We start from the raw sequence: 16,105 nt of genomic DNA, 5'->3' as shown, positions 1-16,105 counted from the left end.
CGTCATGAAGAGGGCCCTATTGCGGTGCCGGGCGCAGGCCAAGAACCTGTGCAGGGGCGATCCGTTCGCCATTCCTGAGGATCAAGACGGTCTCGCCCGCCTCGAACTGTGCTTCTGCGATTTGACGATAAAAGCTGGCGCTGTGGCGTGCGAGCGTTTCTTCATTCGCGAAGGAGTGCACAGAGAGCGTATATTCCCCCTCTGCAAGCGGGAAACCCGCCGAATCGAGACCGGACCAGACCACCGGACCCGAGCGCGCCGGGATCGTTTGGCGGTTCACTATGATGCCGCGGGCATCGCTTGCAACGATTTCGGCGGCATCCGCCTGCGACTCGACCGTGGCGATCAGGGAAATCGGCTGTCCAGAGAACGCGACGGGGCCGGTTGCCAGCGCCTCCATTCCGATCCATCCGGATACTTGCGACAAGCCCTGTGCGCCCAACCGCGCGCCTAGATCTGTGAGCAGATCATTGGTCAGCACCTGTTGTTCGACCGTCGAGAATGTCGCCAACTGCACAGCGAAATCAGAAGATTCAATTGGATTGAGTGGGTCCTGATTGCGCAATTGGGTCGTTAGCAGCCTGAGAAAGGTTTCAAAGTCAGAGCTGAAACCGGTTGCCGGACGCGCAGGGGCAGCAGCGTTGGTTGCGGAGGGGGCTGCTTGGCTGCGGTCCAGGGCAGTGCCCGGTGGAATCGTCGTCACGTCCATCTTGTTTCCTTCAAATCAAGACATTGATGCGCGCGCCTGCCAAAGCAGGCGAACTGAGAGCCGGGGGCACAAACACGTCTGGCACCGCGCCGCGCCCCTCATCCTCGCGGTGGGTGGCGCCTTGTGCGTTCAGGGTCTTGCCCGGGCTTCCGCCAGGGTTTTGCCCGGAAAACTCGAAACGCGCCTCTTGATAGCCAACATCCAGCAGCCCCCGCGCCAATGTCTCTATGTGCCGCCGAAGAAGATCGAGCGTTTCTGGCCGCTCTGCCAATACAGTCACGGCCACGACGCCTTCATGGCTTGTCAACCTGAGGCGCACCCGGCCCAGTTCCTCGGGCGCAAGCTGAAGGTCGATGGTGGATTTGCCAGCACCCTGCGACTGCACCGCCACCGCAATCTGCTGGGCAATGGCCTGCGGCAAGTCGGTCCGCGCCAAGGAGAGGAGCGGCTGGTATTGCCCGTTTGGCCCCGTAGACACGGCAAACCGCAAGTCGGAAACCTCGGTCACCGCTGGCATTCCCGGCTCGTCTCCAAGACCAAGCTTCGGGATATCTGCAAATGGGTTTGCCTTTGCGGCCTCCCCTCCGCTGAGGAGATTGAGCCCTGCTGACCGCATGGCCAGAGATGAAGGAGGCGCGTATCCAGCAGCCTTCTGTGCGGAATACGCGCCCCACGACCCAAATATCAATTCCCGAGGCGAACCTGTCTTCGATTCTGTGACCTGAGCATACTCTGGATCAAATTCGAATTGCCCTAAGGCATGGGGCAGGTTCGGGCCAACATTCGAACTATCTGGGCGCATGCCCGGCGGCGCGGAGAGGTCGGGTTCTGCCTTTATCCGGGGCTGAGAGACAAAAGGATCGGCGCGCCACGCCGCTGGCTGCTTTGCATCCCCGCCCGTCTGGGAACCTGTCAACGATCTTTGGCCTAGGTCCACTTGGGTGAAGTCCTCTGGCGATATCTCTGGTACCGGGCCCACCGGATGAGCGAAAGAGGCTGATGTCGTCTGATCTGCAAACCGATGCGGTGCCGATCGCTGCTCCGAGGGGTTCATCCCGTCCGCAACTGATCCCTCGAACTGCGCCGTGGCATAGCCCTGGATCGGGACTATGGGGGCATCCTCCTCTGCTTGCGACAAGGCACCATCGACCGCCATTGAGACAGGCGGCACAGGCTGGTCCTCATCCTCAGATAACCCAGGCACCGGCCCCGCATGTGGCCGAGGCCCGGCATCGGTGCTGGGCAATCCACCCTCGGACACCAATTCCTTGCGGATTTGGGTCCGCGCGACATCCACAACAGACGCGGCAAGCCCAGCGTCTGACATATCGTCTTTCTCGCGCTGCAGATCCAAGGCGGCCTCTTCCGCACTTTGGAAAATGTCGGCGAATGTTTTCGCCCTTTCAGACGACGGTCCACCGGCAGCAGCCGCGCCCAAACCGGACGGCAATGCCGATGAAAGCCCAAGGACGGGATTAAGAGGATCCTTGGCGGGGATTACTGACATAGGCGCCCTCCGTGATGCCATGGCGATAAGCCGGAGGATTGCAGAAACCAGTTACTGCTTCTTTACCGGTTTCGGTTCTTCTTGTGTCCAGTGTGATCAATTTGAGGGATTCTCATGACTGACCCTGTACAACTTTCCTCCAGAGCCGTGGACCGGCCCTCGACCAGCTTAACCCGCACCAAGCATGTGGCCGAACAGCTAGAGGCAAGCTTTCTTGCCGAAATGCTCAAGTTCGGGGGGCTGGACCCCAAGAGCGACAGCTTTGTGGCAAGCACGGGCGAATCGCAATTTGCATCCTTTCACCGCGAGGCATTGGCACAAGAGATGGTCAAAGCGGGTGGCATCGGGCTGGCAGATGTCTTTTATCGCTCGATGATGGAGCGTGCCCATGACGCTTGATCAGAGTACCCGCATCATCCAACAGCTTGACCTTATTCTGGAGGAAGAGCGCGACGCCCTTTTGCGCGGAGATCTGTCGCAGATCGTGGCGCTCATGTTGAAAAAGGAACAGTTGGTAGACGCGCTCAATGCCCTTTCGGCGACGGCAAGCGGCGATCTGATTGCGGTTCAAGGTAAGTTGAGCCGCAATCAGGCCCTGCTTGACGGGGCCTTGCAGGGGATTCGCACCGTTGCGGCGCGCCTCGCAGCACACCGCCGCATTCGACGTTCCTTGGACACCTATGACCAGAACGGTCACAAACGCTCGATTCCCGGCGATATCGCGCACCATCTTGAAAAGCGTGCCTGACGGATTGGCTAAAATTCGCGGCGTTTCAGAGATGGGACTTAGCACTCCGTTAGCATCTTGAAGGCATTTTATCTCTTGCATCCCGAAACGGATGGCGCAGCCGGGACCATCCCGCACCCTGCAACCGTCAGAAAGACAGTCCAAACCGTCTCCTCCGGGGAGACGAACCATGAAATGGCGAAATTCGCCAAACCCGAAAGGAACATGATATGTCCAGTATTCTGACCAATAACAGCGCCATGGTCGCTCTTCAGACCTTGCAATCCGTGAACTCCAACCTTGCCAAGACGCAGGATATGATCTCGACGGGCAAGGCTGTCGCAACGGCCAAGGACAATTCGGCCATCTTTGCCATTTCCAAGGTGATGGAATCCGACGTCAGCGGCTTCAAGGCCGTTTCCGACGCGCTGTCTTTGGGCGAATCGACGGTCGCCGTGGCCTCGGCCGGGGCAGAGCAGATCACCAATTTGCTCAACGAGATCAAGGAAAAGGTCGTCGCCGCGACCGGTGAAAACGTCGATCACAGCAAGATCCAGAACGATGTCGACGAGCTGGTGAATCAGGTCACGTCGATTATCGGCGCGTCACAATTCAACGGCGCGAATCTGCTTAACACGGCGGGCAACGCAGGGATAACGGTACTGTCGTCCCTCGATCGGGACGCAACCGGAACGGTCACAGCGTCGAACATCAGCGTGGCTTCTGTTGATTTCGAGGCCAACCTTGATCTGAGCGACATTGATGTGACGAACTCTGCAGCCGCTGACACCTCGCTTGCCGCAATCGAAGTCCATATCCAGACGGCGGTCGATGGGGCGGCAGCGCTTGGTGCCTCGGCCAAACGGATATCGGATCAAAACGAATTCGTCAGCAAGGTGACGGATGCGATCAAATCCGGGATCGGCGCATTGGTCGATGCCGATTTGGAAGAGACCTCTGCGCGTCTCCAGGCCTTGCAGGTGCAACAACAGTTGGCGACACAGTCTTTGTCCATCGCCAATCAGGCCCCGCAGGCCATCCTGTCGCTGTTCAGGAACTAAGCCATTCAGGGGCGTCTTTCGGGGCGCCCCTGACATCTGATCGGTGACAGACTGACCCTGAAAGGACATGACGTGAATGCGACCCGTCTGGCGCAGAGCGCCTATCGCGACCAATCCCGGTCCGTCCGGACTGACCGTGGGCTGGAATATGATGCCTTTGCCCGTATCACCCAACGCCTCGTGCACGCAGCAGGGCAGGACCCAAGAGATATAGCCAGTCTCGCGGTCGCCCTTCATGACAACCGGCGGCTCTGGACAATCTTGGCGACTGACGTCGCCGACCCACAAAATCCACTGCCGCAATCGTTGCGGGCCCAAGTCGTCTATCTCGCGCAGTTTTGTCATCATCACAGCAGCGCGGTGCTGAATACAAACGCATCGCTTCAACCCTTGATCGACATCAATACAGCCATCATGCGCGGGCTGAGCGATAGGAGAGCAGACCAATGAGCGGCCTCGTCCTAAAACTTAATCCCAAAGAGCGGGTGCTTATCAACGGGGCGGTGATCGAGAACGGCGACCGCCGCTCGCGGCTGTCCATCATGACGCCGAATGCGCATATCCTGCGGCTTCGGGATGCCATTCACCCCGAAAGTGCAACAACGCCTGTACGCAGGGCCTGCTTTGCTACGCAACTTCTGCTCTCGGGCGATGGCGATCCGCAGGACGCGCGCCGCCAGATCCTGCGCCGAATCGAAGAGCTGAGCCAGGCGTTGCGCGATCCCGACAGCCGTATCCAGTTGACCCTCGCCACGCGGGCGCTTCTGGACGGGGAATACTACAAATGCCTCAAGGCCCTGCGTGCCCTCCTGCCGCGTGAAGAGCGTCTTTTGGCGCATCGTGCGTCATGAACTTTACGCCTGTAGTGCCGCTGGGTGGATTGTCGGGCTGGGCGCTCTTGTCGCGCACGTCTGAGCGTCAGACGGATCTGTTCAACAAATCCCCGCAGATCGTGCGTGATACCGAATATTTCGAGCAGAACATTGCCAAGATCACCACGGCAGAAGGTTTGGTTTCAGATCGCCGCCTCTTGCGGGTGGCCTTGGGGGCGTTTGGCCTTCAGGAAGATATCAACAGCCGCGCCTTTATCCGCGCCATTCTGGAAGAGGGCACCATTCGGGATGATGCAATTGCCAACCGTCTTGCCGATGACCGGTACAAACAGCTGTCCGAGGCGTTTGCCTTCGCCGACCGTCCGATCCCGCGCACGCAATTATCGACCTTTGGAACCGAGATCACCGAGAAATTCCGGCGTCGGGAATTTGAGGTTGCCGTCGGGGATCAGAATCAGGCCTTGCGCCTGGCCCTGAACGTCCAACGCGAATTGGGCGACATCGCAGGCGATGCAGAGACCGAGGACACGCGCTGGTTTCGGATCTTGGGAAACCCACCCCTGCGGCGCGTGTTCGAAGTGGCGCTTGGTCTTCCAGACAGTTTCGGGCAAGCTGATCTTGATCGGCAGTTGGACGAGATCAAATCCCGCAGCGCGCAGCAATTGAAGATAGGCTCCCTGTCGGATCTGAGTGCGGAGAGCGTGCGGGAGCAATTGATCCAACGGTTCCTCTTGCGCGAGCAGGTGGCAAGTTTCAATGTTCAATCCTCGCAAGCAATCGCGCTGACGCTGTTGCAATCGGTTCCGCGCCGGGCTTGATACTGGGCGCTGCGTTTTGGTCTTGCGCCGTGGCAAGCAGGCCATTCCGAGTTTGCCGTTGCATTTGCTTGCAAGTAAAAGCCCTATGGGGCTGAGCCACAGGAGGAATTCATGCGCTGCGTCTTTATCAACATCCGCTGCAAACCGGGGCATTCCTATCGCGTGGCAGAGGCCATAGCCCTGCGCGAAATCCATTCAGAGCTTTACTCAACCTCCGGTCCCTTTGACCTGCTGCTCAAGCTCTACATCCCTGAGACTGAGGATATCGGCAAATATATCAACGACAACCTTCTGGACATTGCCGGGATCGAGCGCACCGAAACGACCCTGACCTTCAAGGCGTTCTAGCCTAGGATTTCGAACCGGTTGACATCAACCATACCCCGGTCCGTGATCTTGAGCGCCGGGATAACCGGCAGCGCGAGAAACGCAAGTTGCAGGAAGGGTTCCTGCAAGGTGACACCCAAGGACCGTGCTGCTGCCCGCAGATCGACAAGACGATGGTGCACCTCCTCAAAGGGCTCAAGGCTCATCAACCCTGCCAGAGGTAAGGGCAGTTCTGCCAAAACCTGCCCGCCCTGCACCACGACAAAGCCGCCCTCAATCTCACCCAGCCGTGTGGCGGCGAGGGCCATATCCGCATAATCCACCCCGACACAGGCGATATTGTGGTGATCATGGCAAACGGTCGAAGCGATAGCCCCGGACTTGAGCCCGAAACCACGAACAAAGCCGGTGGCGATATTGCCGTTCTTGCCATGCCGCTCGATCACCGCAATCCTTACCAGATCGCGCGTGGGATCGGGATGTTTGTCGCCTTCTACCGGCTCGATCCGTTCGCGCAGATGCGCGGTCAGGATCTTGCCTTCGATAATGCCGATCACATCCGTCTCGGCGCGGTTGCCGGCGTGGCGAAAGTCCTGTGGGCTAACCGCAGGCGCCCGCACGGAGCATCGCCCGATGGGGGGCACCGTGCCCCGCGCAGCAAAGGCCGCCGCATCCGCAAGACGACCGGCGCAAAACACGCGCCGCACGTCGCAGGTGGCGAGCGAGCCCACCGCCACGATATCCGCCCGCCGCCCCGGCGCGATCAATCCGCGATCTCTGAGGCCAAATGCCTCGGCCCCCGAGAGCGACGCCGCGCGATAGGCCGCCAGAGGCGACGCCCCTTCTGCGATCAGCACCCGGATCATATGATCGATATGGCCCTCTTCGGCGATATCGAGCGGGTTTCGATCATCGGTGCAGAGGCACATATAGGGCGCCGTGATCTCCGACAGCAGCGGGGCGAGCGCATGCAAATCCTTGCTAACCGAGCCTTCGCGGATCAGCACGCGCATGCCGCGCTGCAGTTTCTCGCGCGCCTCCTCTACGGTGGTCGCCTCATGCTCTGTGCGGATGCCTGCCGCGCAATAGGCGTTGAGATCACGCCCCGTGAGTTGCGGGCAATGGCCGTCGATATGGCCCCCCTCAAAAAGCCGCAGCTTGGCCATCATGCCCGAATCGCGGTGGATCACGCCGGGGAAATTCATCACTTCGGCCAAACCGATCCCCGAGGGATGCCCCATCACCGCGCGCAAGTCTTCGGCGTCGATCTCTGCACCCGAGGTTTCCATATGGGTCGAGGGCACGCAAGACGAGAGCTGCACCCGGATATCCATCAAAGTCTGTTCCGAGGCCGCCTGAAAATAGCGGATGCCGTCCAGCCCCAGAACATTGGCAATCTCGTGGGGATCGCAAATCGCGGTGGTTACGCCGCGCGGCGTTACGCAGCGGTCGAATTCAAAGGGTGTGACAAGAGAGCTTTCGATGTGCAGATGGGTGTCGATGAAACCGGGGACAAGGATCAGCCCCGTAAGGTCGATCACCTCGCGCCCGTCATAGGTGTCGCCAATGCCTACGATGGTATCGCCGCAAATGGCCACATCGCCGGGGATCATTTCCCCCGTCACAAGGTCAAACACCTGCGCCCCGCGCAGCACCAAATCGGCGGGTTCATCCCCCCGGCCCTGAGCAATCCGTTGTTCGAGATTTGCCATGCGCTGACCCTCCGACATCCTGCAACTGTCGCGCGTCGAAGGGTCAAGAGCAAGCCCGATGGCCGAAACCTGTCGGCCCTGGGCTTGCTATCAGGCTGTCCTCACTCGGTCTGCGCGGCAGGTTTCTGCGCTGCTGGTTTTGCGAGCTTCATCTCTGGTTTACAGTCCATGCCGTTGTAGCGGCTGACCAGGGCTTCATTGCGGCGCTGATAGGCGCGTGCCTCGTCGCCTGCGGCACCCTTCATATCCATGAAGAACCACGGCACCAGCAAAAAGGCTCCGGCAGTCCCGGCCACAATGTTCTGGGCGGTTTTGGTTTCCTGCTCTTTGACAAGGCCCTCGATGGCGCGGGTATTGGCCGTAATGTCGCTGCGCAATTGCGCGCAGGTAAGGGCGCTGTCACCGGGCTGCACTTCGGCCACGGGATCAGGGGTACGACCACCGCATGCGCTCAGGAGGGAAATGGACAAGAGGGCCGGCACGAACAACTGTTTCATCTGATTGCCTTTTTACAGAGTGTTCGCGTCAGTATCCCGCTCCTGAGATGATGAAAAGCCGCGATTTCGCACTACCCCCGCCGACGCTTGCGCCGCCCCCCGTCGCTGCCATCGCCATGGGTGTTAAAGCTGGGATTGGGAAGTGTCACGATTTTGGACAGCTCCGGAAAAGGGTCCGTCTTGTGAGGGATTGCGTTGGCGGCCACGAAATGCTCTTGGAATTTCGGCTCGATGGCGGTCTCGACCTTGGTGATCTGACCCACCACGCGCTCAATCTCGCGGCGGGCGGCCACGTTGCACAGCGCGATGCGCGCGCCCGTACCCGCCGCATTGCCCGCCGATGTCACCTTGTCTAGCGGCACATCGGGGATCATGCCCAGCACCATCGCATGCAACGGCGAGATATGCGCACCAAAGGCACCTGCCAGAACAACGCGGTCCACCTTGTCGACGCCGCGTTCGTCCATGAGCAGACGCGCGCCCGCATAGAGAGCCGATTTTGCAAGCTGGATGGCACGAATATCGCCTTGGGTCACGGTGATGACCGGCCCACCCTTGGCACTGCCATCGTGGATAACATAAGAATGGGTGCGCCCATCCTCGATCATACGCGTGGTGCCAGTGGCCTCGGACGATCCGATCAGACCGCTTTCGTCCAATAGCCCAGCCATGCGCATCTCGGCCACCGCCTCGATGATGCCAGACCCACAAATGCCGGTAATGCCCCCGTCGCCTACCGCCGCCTCGAAACCGTCCTCATCCGACCAAATGTCAGAGCCGATCACCCGGAAACGGGGTTCCTTGGTCATGGGATCAATACGAATAGCCTCGATCGCGCCGGGGGCGGCGCGTTGGCCGCTGGAAATCTGCGCCCCCTCAAAGGCGGGGCCGGTGGGCGAGGAACAGGCCAAAACCCGCGTCTTGTCGCCCAAAAGGATCTCTGCGTTTGTGCCCACATCGACGATCAGCGCCAGATCTTCGGATTTGCCCGGCTCTTCGCTCAGCGCCACGGCGGCGGCGTCGGCCCCCACATGGCCTGCGATACAGGGCAACACATAAATCTGCGCGCGCGGATTGATCGCAACCAAATCCAGTTCGCGGGCGTTCAGGGCCATGCTCCCTGAGGTGGCCAGTGCAAAGGGGGCCTGGCCCAATTCCACCGGATCAATCCCCAACAAGAGGTGGTGCATCACCGGATTGCAGACAAACACCGTCTCGACGATGAGCTTGGCGTCAATCCCCGCCTCTTTGGCAATCTCTTCGGCCAAGGTATTGATCGCGTCTCGTACCGCTGCCGTCATTTCACGGTCGCCGCCGGGGTTCATCATCGCATAGCTGACGCGGCTCATCAGATCCTCTCCAAAGCGGATCTGCGGGTTCATGATACCGGAGGATGCCTTGACTTCGCCGGTTTCCAAATCGGTCAAATGGGCCGCAACAGTGGTAGACCCAAGGTCAATGGCCAGACCAAACAGCCCCCCTTCGTGCAGACCGGGCCAAATCTCCAGCACCTGTGCCGGGGTTTCCGCATGCCCTCTGTGCAGCGCGACCGTGACCTGAAACTTGCCCTTGCGCAGCACGGGTTGCAGCTTGGCCAAAAGGCTCAGATCGGCGCGGATATTGTCGATCTCCCACTGAGCCTTGAGCGCACGTTGCAAACGCTCGAAATCGCCGGTGGGCTCATGCATATCGGCCTCTTCCACCTCAACGAAATAGAGGCGGGTGGCCGGGTCCATCTCGATCACGCGGGCAGAGGCGGCCTTGCGCACCACCTGCTTGTGAACCTGGCTTTCCGGGGGCACGTCGATCACCACATCGCCCATGATCTGAGCCTGACAGCCCAGACGGCGGCCCGGCTTCAACCCACGCTTCTGGTCATAGCGTTCCTCGACCGCATTCCATTCGGATAGCGCATCCTGATGAACGGTGACGCCATGTTTGGAAAACTCGCCATAGCCCGGCGATATCTGGCATTTCGAGCAGATCCCCCGCCCGCCGCACACCGAGTCAAGATCAACGCCGAGTTGGCGCGCCGCCGTCAGAACCGGTGTTCCCTTGGGAAAGCGCCCGCGCTTCCCGGAGGGCGTGAAAACGACGAGTGGGTCGGTCGACATATGCGAAATCCTGCTTCTGAAGCGTTGCTTGCGGGGAACATAAGCCATAGGCGCTTGTCCGACAGCCCACAAGCGTCAGAAAATCATCGGCACGCGGCATGCACCGCTCTGGCAGGGCCTGTCAGGTCAGCGACCAGCCAAATAGCCAGATCGCCAAGGGCACCGGGGCCGTCGCGACAAAGAGCGTGAGGATCGCCAGAGGCGCACGAAAGATCCCAGAGAGGCCCGAGACAAACGCGATGCCACCGCCACCGCCAATGATCGAATTGCCCGGAACATTAATCAGCGCCGCGAGATGCAGATAACGATAGCGGACAATCCAGTCGAGATAGCGTCCGCGCAGTTGCGCCGAGATATAGGTCGCACGCTCTGCTGGCGACAGGGTCTGAAACTCTTCCAGCAAGCGGCAGGCGCGCAGGAGGTGCAAATCAAGCAACACCCGGTGCAGCCAGCGATAGGGCACCTTGCCGCCCACCATATAGGCCAGCGTCAGCCCAGAGGCCGTGGCCAGCCAGACGAAGGGCGCGATATCGCCGCCGCCCGCTGCGAGTACCATCAACCCGATTTCGATCCCCGGCACAAAGGGAATAGCGATCAGCACCGCATAGACCAACAAGGCCATGACGAGGAACCCAGGCATCGCCCAACCCTGTTCATTTTCAAGGATATAGCCTTCGGCCCACACAAAGACGTGGTGCATGGCCAAGGCCAACACCGCCAATGCAGCCAAGCGAATCACCGTGCGCAGCAGGCCGGTTTTCACAGGCGGCGGAGCAGGTGGCGGGGCGTTGTGGGCGGGGTCATCCATGCGGCGAAATTAGGCCCTCTGCCCTGGTGCGCGCAATGGGACACACGCACATTTGCCTTGCCCACCGCCTGCCCCGCGCGGCGGGTTCAATCACGCCTGATATCCGCGCCAAGCTGTGCCATCAACGACTCGAAAATCGGAAAAGAGGTGGCGATGGGACTTGCGTCATCGACCTGCACCGGCGCAGTGCTGGCCATGCCCATGACGAGAAAGGACATCGCGATCCGGTGGTCAAGATGGCTGGCGCAGGTCTGGCCGCCCGGCACATGCCCATGCCCCCTGCCCTGTACGATCCACCAATCCGGCCCATCCTCGACCTCGACACCGCCAGCGCGCAATCCGGCAGCCATGGCTTCGATCCGGTCGCTTTCCTTGACACGCAATTCCTTGACGCCGCGCATCACGGTTTCGCCGGTGGCATAGGCGGCCACAACGGACAGCACCGGATATTCGTCGATCATGCTGGCCGCGCGCTCGGGCGGCACCTCGATCCCCTTGAGGTCTGGCGAAAAGCGCGCGCGCAAGTCGGCCACCGGCTCGCCGCCTTCTTCGCGCAAGTTCTCATAGCTCAGGTCTGCCCCCATCTCGCGCAGCGTCGCAAATAGGCCCGCGCGCGTTGGGTTTAGCCCGATATTGGGCACAAGCACGTCAGAACCGGGAACGATCAAAGCAGCACAGACCGGAAAGGCCGCCGAAGACGGATCACGTGGCACCACGATGGTTTGCGCCCGAAGTTCGGGTTGCCCGGTCAGGGTAATCACCCGCCCCTCATCAGTTTCTTCAGTAGTGATTTCTGCGCCAAAGCCGACCAGCATCCGCTCGGTATGGTCGCGCGTCGCTTCACGCTCGATCACCACAGTCTGCCCCGGCGCGTTGAGGCCAGCCAAGAGCACCGCGCTTTTGACCTGCGCAGAGGGTACAGGCACCACATAGCGAACCGGTACCGGCTCTGCTGCGCCCACGATGGTCATGGGCAACCGCCCGCCCGACCGGCCCACCGCTTGCGCCCCAAAAAGGGCCAGAGGGTCCGTGACCCGCGCCATAGGGCGCTTGTTAAGGCTGGCATCGCCCGTAAACGTTGCCGTGATAGGCGAGGTCGCCATCGCGCCCATGATCAGCCGCACGCCGGTGCCCGAATTGCCGCAGTCAATGACGTGGCCCGGTTCGGCAAAGCCACCGACACCCACACCATGCACATGCCACACACCCGCCGCATCGCGTGTCACCTCGGCGCCAAAGGCGCGCATCGCCTTGGCCGTATCCAGCACATCTTCACCTTCAAGCAGCCCGGTGATCACCGTTTCCCCAACGCTCAGGGCCCCAAGGATAAGGGAGCGGTGCGAGATTGATTTATCCCCCGGCACATCGGCGACACCGGACAGCGGCCCGGAGCGGTGAGAGGTCATGGGAATGGGGGTGCCGTGGCCGGACATGGTGCGCCTCTTGACTGGTCTGTATTGCCCGCCTGATAGCCCAAGCAGGCGGACCCGTCCATGACCATCGCCGCCTTGGATTAAGGGGCGGTGCCCAATTGGGTCACGATCAAGTGCCCCGGCGCGGAGCAAAGGCGCGCAAGCGTTACGCCGCGCCCATGATCCCATGTCAGCCGCTCGATGACAAAAAGGGGCGCGCCGGGTTCGGTCTCTAGCAATCGGGCTTCGTCGCCTGAGGCGGCCTGAGCCGATAGGCGTATTTCCCCATGAGTGTAGGGAACATGGGCCAAGAGCCACTCATTGGCATTGGTCGTTTCGAAATCCTGTGCAGCCGCAGCGGGTGCCGTTTGCAAATTGACCCAACGATCCTCGAGCAAGAAAGGTTTGCCAGAGGCAAGGTGCAGCGCCGCGACATGCAGACAGGGACAGGTCGTAGAAGAGCAGAGGCGGCGCGCCACGCCCTCCGGCGGAAGGCTCGTTTCATGGGTCAGACGCCGATAGCCATAGCTCTTGCCAAGCGCGCCCACCTCTTGCCGGATTACGGGAATGTCGACCGTTGCGCGGCTGACCGGGTGCAGGCCATTGCTGGCTGTACGGCCAGACAATGCGACTGGTTTCCGATCAGGAACGATTGGAACGCATCTGGTGCACGCAACGTGCCGTCACTCTCGACCACAGCATGCGCCCCGCAGTCGAGGTGGCGCATACGCTCGCGGTCAACGCAACCGCTGAATGGTACTGTAGCCCATGGTCGGCCCCGCCCAATGGCGCGATTGCACGACGGCACCATTTGCATCGACCAGATAGGAATTCACCACGCTGCGGTTGGCCTGCCAGCATTCCGCTGTCATGCGCACCCCTTGCACCGAACCAGCGACACTGGCCACGGCTTCTGTTTCCCCGCGCGTAATCTTGCAGTCGGATTTCAGATTTACGATCTGGTTTTCACCATCGAGATAGCGTTGCTGGATCGTGGCAACGCCATCCTCACGGCGCGATACCACCTCAAGCAGTGGCTCTACGCGAGATGACATCAGGTCGTTGCCAAGCCCCCGGGTCGAGACCAGAACACCGTTCAACGTCGTGGCGCTCAGCCGCTCGGAACTGCCGTAGGAGGCCCAAGTCTGGTAGGCACCATTCTCTGCAATGGGCCGCAGAACCGCGACCGCTTTGCGGTCCTCCAGAGTATAAAGCAAGACAGGGCCAGTCGTTCTTGACAATGCATCCGTGGCGACTGCCTGCACAATCTTTGGGTCCGGGGTGACGGGCTGCGCGCGGCGCTGCTCAATCAACCTCTTTGTGACGGTAAAAACATTCTCGGAACTCCGCTGGTTCGTACAGCCCGCAAGGACCATGGCGCAGACCAACAGACTCAGCCGAGGCAGGGACGCAGCGATCATCTCCAGAATTTCCCCCAGCTTGCCACGGTGTCGCGCTCGTGCGAGTTTCGCACGGTTTCATAAAGACGGCCCGTCACATTGACGCGCGCGCCCCCATCGCGGGTCAGCGGGCGGATAACGGCGGTTGGGGCCTGCTGTGTGGGCTTGCCGAACAGCCACGAAATCGGGGCGGTAATGCGAATGCCCTTGTCAAATGACCCTTCGCCGAAATCCTGCGCAGAGACATCTGTTTTGGTGGCAAAGGCCCCAACTTTCCAGCCGTTGGCGAATTCCCGGTCAAAACCGATGGTCACGCCCCAATCCCCCGCCAGATACCGGCCGGCGTCGACCTGCGCGTGGTATCCACCGCCGAAATCGTAATAGACCGAGGCATGCCCGTTGAAATCCGGAATGGTGCCACTGACCGTATTGCTGTCGCGCAGGCCAAAATCACCATCAAAGTCGCGTGGGCGGACGTAGTTCAATTCCGCGCCGATGGCGATGCGGCTGTCCACGGGCCGCCACAACACCTCGGTCGAGACACCCGCATACATCTGCTCAAGGTATCCCAAGGTGATGCGCCCGTAATAATCAGGGGCAAGCCGGTGATATTTGCTGAGTGTCAGCCAATCGACACGAGGCGCATCGGATTGGGCGAATCGCGCCGCATCCGACCGCACGCGCGGAATGCGTGAATTGCTGAAACGGTTGGATTGATCCAGATTGCCGAACAGCTTGACAGAGGTTGCCGCCCGAGCAACCCATCCCCGCCCCAATTCGGCCTGCCCCTGCAAACGCAGCGCGACGTCAAAACGCAGCGGCTCGTCGGGGTCAAACAGGCTGACCCGCGTAAAGGGAAAAATGCTCCATCCGTAGCGCGGAAACTTGCCTAGAACCGGCTCGGGAAGATTGCCGAAACGCAGACTGTCGCGAAAGGTTGCCGCCGCCAGCGCCTCATCCGAGGCCTTGTGCTCTAACCGCTCGATGTCGGTGCGTGAAAAGCTGACCGTGCTGGCAGGGATACCCTTGGCGTAGAGCGTGACGTGAAAATCCTCGACCGAGGCAGGCAGCGCGCGGGTCATTGCGCGCACGGTGCGCCCCAGGGCCTGCGATGTGCGGTCATAGGTCTCATTCTGGATGCCGACATAGGCCGCACGCCCTTCAAGTCGCAGGCGGATCAGGTCAATCTGATCCAAAGCCAGCGTTTCTTCGAGCGATTTCGCAACTTGCGCACGCGCCGCTGGCTGGTCTGCCCAACCAAGATCGCGGGCGGCATCGGGATCTCGCACCGCAACGGGCAGAGGCGCGGGTTCTAACCCGCCCGGAACAGGCATCCCGCGCGGGTTGATCGCGATGGCAAGGCTGACGCCGATTTCTTCGCCATGCAGAACATAGGCCCGGAGATTGGCATCGGGTGCGAATTCGTAATTCAGGCTCGCATTAACCGCCGTGCTCTGCTCAAAAATACCGGCGCGACGTTCGGTGTCATAGCTGTCGGACGAATATTCCAGTGCGAATGTCAGCTTGTCCGATACGTTATAGCTGAACCCCCCAAAGAGGCCGATATCCCCCTTGAACCAGTTGGATATGCTCACGTCCCCGCCGGTGCCCACACCTGCAAAGTTGAACGGTGTTCTCGTCCCGAATCCACCAATCGAGTTGTTGGATCCAAACCGCCCCCAACCCAGACCAGCGGTCACACGCAGCCGGCTGCCAACAGATTTCGTGGCAACGATATATTCCGCGCCAAGCACGCCTGTCCCCAGAAAATCCTGAAGCCCGACCGCGATGGCCGGTGAGTATTCGGTTTCCTTGAACAGCCGGAACCGCAAGTCAAAGCTGCGATCATAGAAGATATCGAATTGCGGCGTCAGATCCTTGGTGCCGGAATATCGAAAACTGCCTGTCAGCCAAGGGGCCACCTGAAAACTGAGGGTCGTTTTGCTGAACCCGTCGAAATAGGCGATGGTCGTCGACAATTGCGCATCCGGCGCCATCTCGGCGGTGGGCATGTCAATAAGACCGCCCGGGGTGCCATAGTTGTTGGTAAGTGTCGTGACCAGATCGTTCGCTGATGCGCCGGTAGCCCCTGTCATAACGGCCACTGCGCCCAAGATGTTTCGCAATCTGATTGTCATCGACTGTTCACCGGTTCCGAGCGCCTTGCAACTTCTCCCGGG

Annotated in this window: 17 protein-coding genes; 7 read left to right on the top strand and 10 right to left on the bottom strand. The window is 60.5% G+C overall.

Annotated features, from left to right (window positions below; genetic code table 11):
- Positions 1 to 16: 16 nt before the first annotated feature.
- Positions 17 to 709: a flagellar hook capping FlgD N-terminal domain-containing protein gene (locus RAK1035_RS07370; RefSeq protein ID WP_008281508.1), complete on the bottom strand. Its 693-nt coding sequence runs from the start codon at positions 707 to 709 to the stop codon at positions 17 to 19.
- Between the two features lie 10 nt (positions 710 to 719).
- Positions 720 to 1,217 (bottom strand): flagellar hook-length control protein FliK, encoded by a 498-nt coding sequence (locus tag RAK1035_RS20150; protein WP_157132408.1) that lies wholly within the window; start codon positions 1,215 to 1,217, stop codon positions 720 to 722.
- A 1,113-nt stretch (positions 1,218 to 2,330) separates the two neighbouring features.
- On the opposite strand from RAK1035_RS20150, the gene RAK1035_RS07360 reads away from it, so the two are divergent.
- The 7 genes from RAK1035_RS07360 to RAK1035_RS07330 all read left to right on the top strand — a co-directional run bounded on the left by RAK1035_RS07360 (position 2,331) and on the right by RAK1035_RS07330 (position 6,003).
- The gene (locus RAK1035_RS07360; protein WP_037297907.1) at positions 2,331 to 2,615 is read left to right on the top strand and encodes a rod-binding protein; all 285 of its coding nucleotides are present in this window, start codon (positions 2,331 to 2,333) and stop codon (positions 2,613 to 2,615) included.
- Positions 2,605 to 2,964 carry a flagellar protein FlgN gene (locus tag RAK1035_RS07355; protein WP_008281505.1) on the top strand — a complete coding sequence of 120 codons (360 nt, stop codon included), beginning with the start codon at positions 2,605 to 2,607 and terminating at the stop codon, positions 2,962 to 2,964. The genes RAK1035_RS07360 and RAK1035_RS07355 overlap by 11 nt, the downstream gene beginning before the upstream one ends.
- A gap of 209 nt (positions 2,965 to 3,173) precedes the next feature.
- Entirely contained in the window at positions 3,174 to 4,004 is an 831-nt protein-coding gene (locus RAK1035_RS07350; protein WP_008281504.1) for a flagellin N-terminal helical domain-containing protein, read from the top strand.
- A gap of 72 nt (positions 4,005 to 4,076) precedes the next feature.
- Positions 4,077 to 4,454, top strand: coding sequence for a flagellar biosynthesis regulator FlaF (gene flaF / locus RAK1035_RS07345; protein ID WP_008281503.1), 378 nt, complete (start codon positions 4,077 to 4,079; stop codon positions 4,452 to 4,454).
- Positions 4,451 to 4,855, top strand: a complete 405-nt coding sequence (flbT, locus tag RAK1035_RS07340; RefSeq protein ID WP_008281502.1) for a flagellar biosynthesis repressor FlbT — start codon at positions 4,451 to 4,453, stop codon at positions 4,853 to 4,855. The genes flaF and flbT overlap by 4 nt, the downstream gene beginning before the upstream one ends.
- On the top strand, positions 4,852 to 5,655 hold the full coding sequence (locus tag RAK1035_RS07335; RefSeq protein ID WP_008281501.1) for a DUF1217 domain-containing protein: 804 nt from the start codon (positions 4,852 to 4,854) through the stop codon (positions 5,653 to 5,655). Before flbT ends, RAK1035_RS07335 begins: the two co-directional genes overlap by 4 nt.
- Positions 5,656 to 5,766: 111 nt before the next feature.
- Positions 5,767 to 6,003 (top strand): Lrp/AsnC ligand binding domain-containing protein, encoded by a 237-nt coding sequence (locus RAK1035_RS07330; protein ID WP_008281500.1) that lies wholly within the window; start codon positions 5,767 to 5,769, stop codon positions 6,001 to 6,003.
- Here RAK1035_RS07330 and ade read toward each other — a convergent pair.
- The 8 genes from ade to RAK1035_RS07290 form a co-directional block, all read right to left on the bottom strand.
- Positions 6,000 to 7,694, bottom strand: a complete 1,695-nt coding sequence (ade, locus tag RAK1035_RS07325; RefSeq protein WP_037297905.1) for an adenine deaminase — start codon at positions 7,692 to 7,694, stop codon at positions 6,000 to 6,002. The genes RAK1035_RS07330 and ade overlap by 4 nt on opposite strands.
- Positions 7,695 to 7,795: 101 nt before the next feature.
- Entirely contained in the window at positions 7,796 to 8,191 is a 396-nt protein-coding gene (locus RAK1035_RS07320; protein ID WP_232279205.1) for a hypothetical protein, read from the bottom strand.
- Between the two features lie 71 nt (positions 8,192 to 8,262).
- The gene (locus RAK1035_RS07315) at positions 8,263 to 10,305 is read right to left on the bottom strand and encodes an ASKHA domain-containing protein (protein WP_037297904.1); all 2,043 of its coding nucleotides are present in this window, start codon (positions 10,303 to 10,305) and stop codon (positions 8,263 to 8,265) included.
- Between the two features lie 121 nt (positions 10,306 to 10,426).
- Positions 10,427 to 11,113: a hypothetical protein gene (locus RAK1035_RS07310; protein WP_008281496.1), complete on the bottom strand. Its 687-nt coding sequence runs from the start codon at positions 11,111 to 11,113 to the stop codon at positions 10,427 to 10,429.
- Between the two features lie 86 nt (positions 11,114 to 11,199).
- A complete protein-coding gene (gene aroA / locus RAK1035_RS07305) occupies positions 11,200 to 12,546 on the bottom strand; it encodes a 3-phosphoshikimate 1-carboxyvinyltransferase (protein ID WP_037297902.1) in 1,347 nt (448 codons plus the stop codon).
- Between the two features lie 80 nt (positions 12,547 to 12,626).
- Positions 12,627 to 13,151, bottom strand: coding sequence for a UTRA domain-containing protein (locus RAK1035_RS07300; RefSeq protein WP_008281494.1), 525 nt, complete (start codon positions 13,149 to 13,151; stop codon positions 12,627 to 12,629).
- A gap of 111 nt (positions 13,152 to 13,262) precedes the next feature.
- Positions 13,263 to 13,946, bottom strand: coding sequence for a YjbF family lipoprotein (locus RAK1035_RS07295; protein ID WP_254683693.1), 684 nt, complete (start codon positions 13,944 to 13,946; stop codon positions 13,263 to 13,265).
- Positions 13,943 to 16,063, bottom strand: coding sequence for a YjbH domain-containing protein (locus RAK1035_RS07290; RefSeq protein WP_112303068.1), 2,121 nt, complete (start codon positions 16,061 to 16,063; stop codon positions 13,943 to 13,945). Before RAK1035_RS07290 ends, RAK1035_RS07295 begins: the two co-directional genes overlap by 4 nt.
- Positions 16,064 to 16,105 lie beyond the last annotated feature (42 nt).

It is taken from the genome of Roseovarius sp. AK1035 (genome assembly GCF_003288315.1).
Lineage (GTDB): Bacteria > Pseudomonadota > Alphaproteobacteria > Rhodobacterales > Rhodobacteraceae > Roseovarius > Roseovarius mucosus_A.
This window is presented reverse-complemented; position numbering and strand designations above follow the sequence as displayed.

Bases quoted from the DNA above. Each gene is read 5' to 3' on its own strand.
- RAK1035_RS07310 (WP_008281496.1), bottom strand. From the start codon at position 11,113: ATGGATGACCCCGCCCACAACGCCCCGCCACCTGCTCCGCCGCCTGTG.
- RAK1035_RS07295 (WP_254683693.1), bottom strand. From the start codon at position 13,946: ATGATCGCTGCGTCCCTGCCTCGGCTGAGTCTGTTGGTCTGCGCCATG.
- RAK1035_RS07360 (WP_037297907.1), top strand. From the start codon at position 2,331: ATGACTGACCCTGTACAACTTTCCTCCAGAGCCGTGGACCGGCCCTCG.
- RAK1035_RS07355 (WP_008281505.1), top strand. From the start codon at position 2,605: ATGACGCTTGATCAGAGTACCCGCATCATCCAACAGCTTGACCTTATT.
- RAK1035_RS07335 (WP_008281501.1), top strand. From the start codon at position 4,852: ATGAACTTTACGCCTGTAGTGCCGCTGGGTGGATTGTCGGGCTGGGCG.
- RAK1035_RS07330 (WP_008281500.1), top strand. From the start codon at position 5,767: ATGCGCTGCGTCTTTATCAACATCCGCTGCAAACCGGGGCATTCCTAT.
- RAK1035_RS07320 (WP_232279205.1), bottom strand. From the start codon at position 8,191: ATGAAACAGTTGTTCGTGCCGGCCCTCTTGTCCATTTCCCTCCTGAGC.
- aroA (WP_037297902.1), bottom strand. From the start codon at position 12,546: ATGTCCGGCCACGGCACCCCCATTCCCATGACCTCTCACCGCTCCGGG.
- flbT (WP_008281502.1), top strand. From the start codon at position 4,451: ATGAGCGGCCTCGTCCTAAAACTTAATCCCAAAGAGCGGGTGCTTATC.
- ade (WP_037297905.1), bottom strand. From the start codon at position 7,694: ATGGCAAATCTCGAACAACGGATTGCTCAGGGCCGGGGGGATGAACCC.
- RAK1035_RS07370 (WP_008281508.1), bottom strand. From the start codon at position 709: ATGGACGTGACGACGATTCCACCGGGCACTGCCCTGGACCGCAGCCAA.
- RAK1035_RS07315 (WP_037297904.1), bottom strand. From the start codon at position 10,305: ATGTCGACCGACCCACTCGTCGTTTTCACGCCCTCCGGGAAGCGCGGG.
- RAK1035_RS07290 (WP_112303068.1), bottom strand. From the start codon at position 16,063: ATGACAATCAGATTGCGAAACATCTTGGGCGCAGTGGCCGTTATGACA.
- RAK1035_RS07350 (WP_008281504.1), top strand. From the start codon at position 3,174: ATGTCCAGTATTCTGACCAATAACAGCGCCATGGTCGCTCTTCAGACC.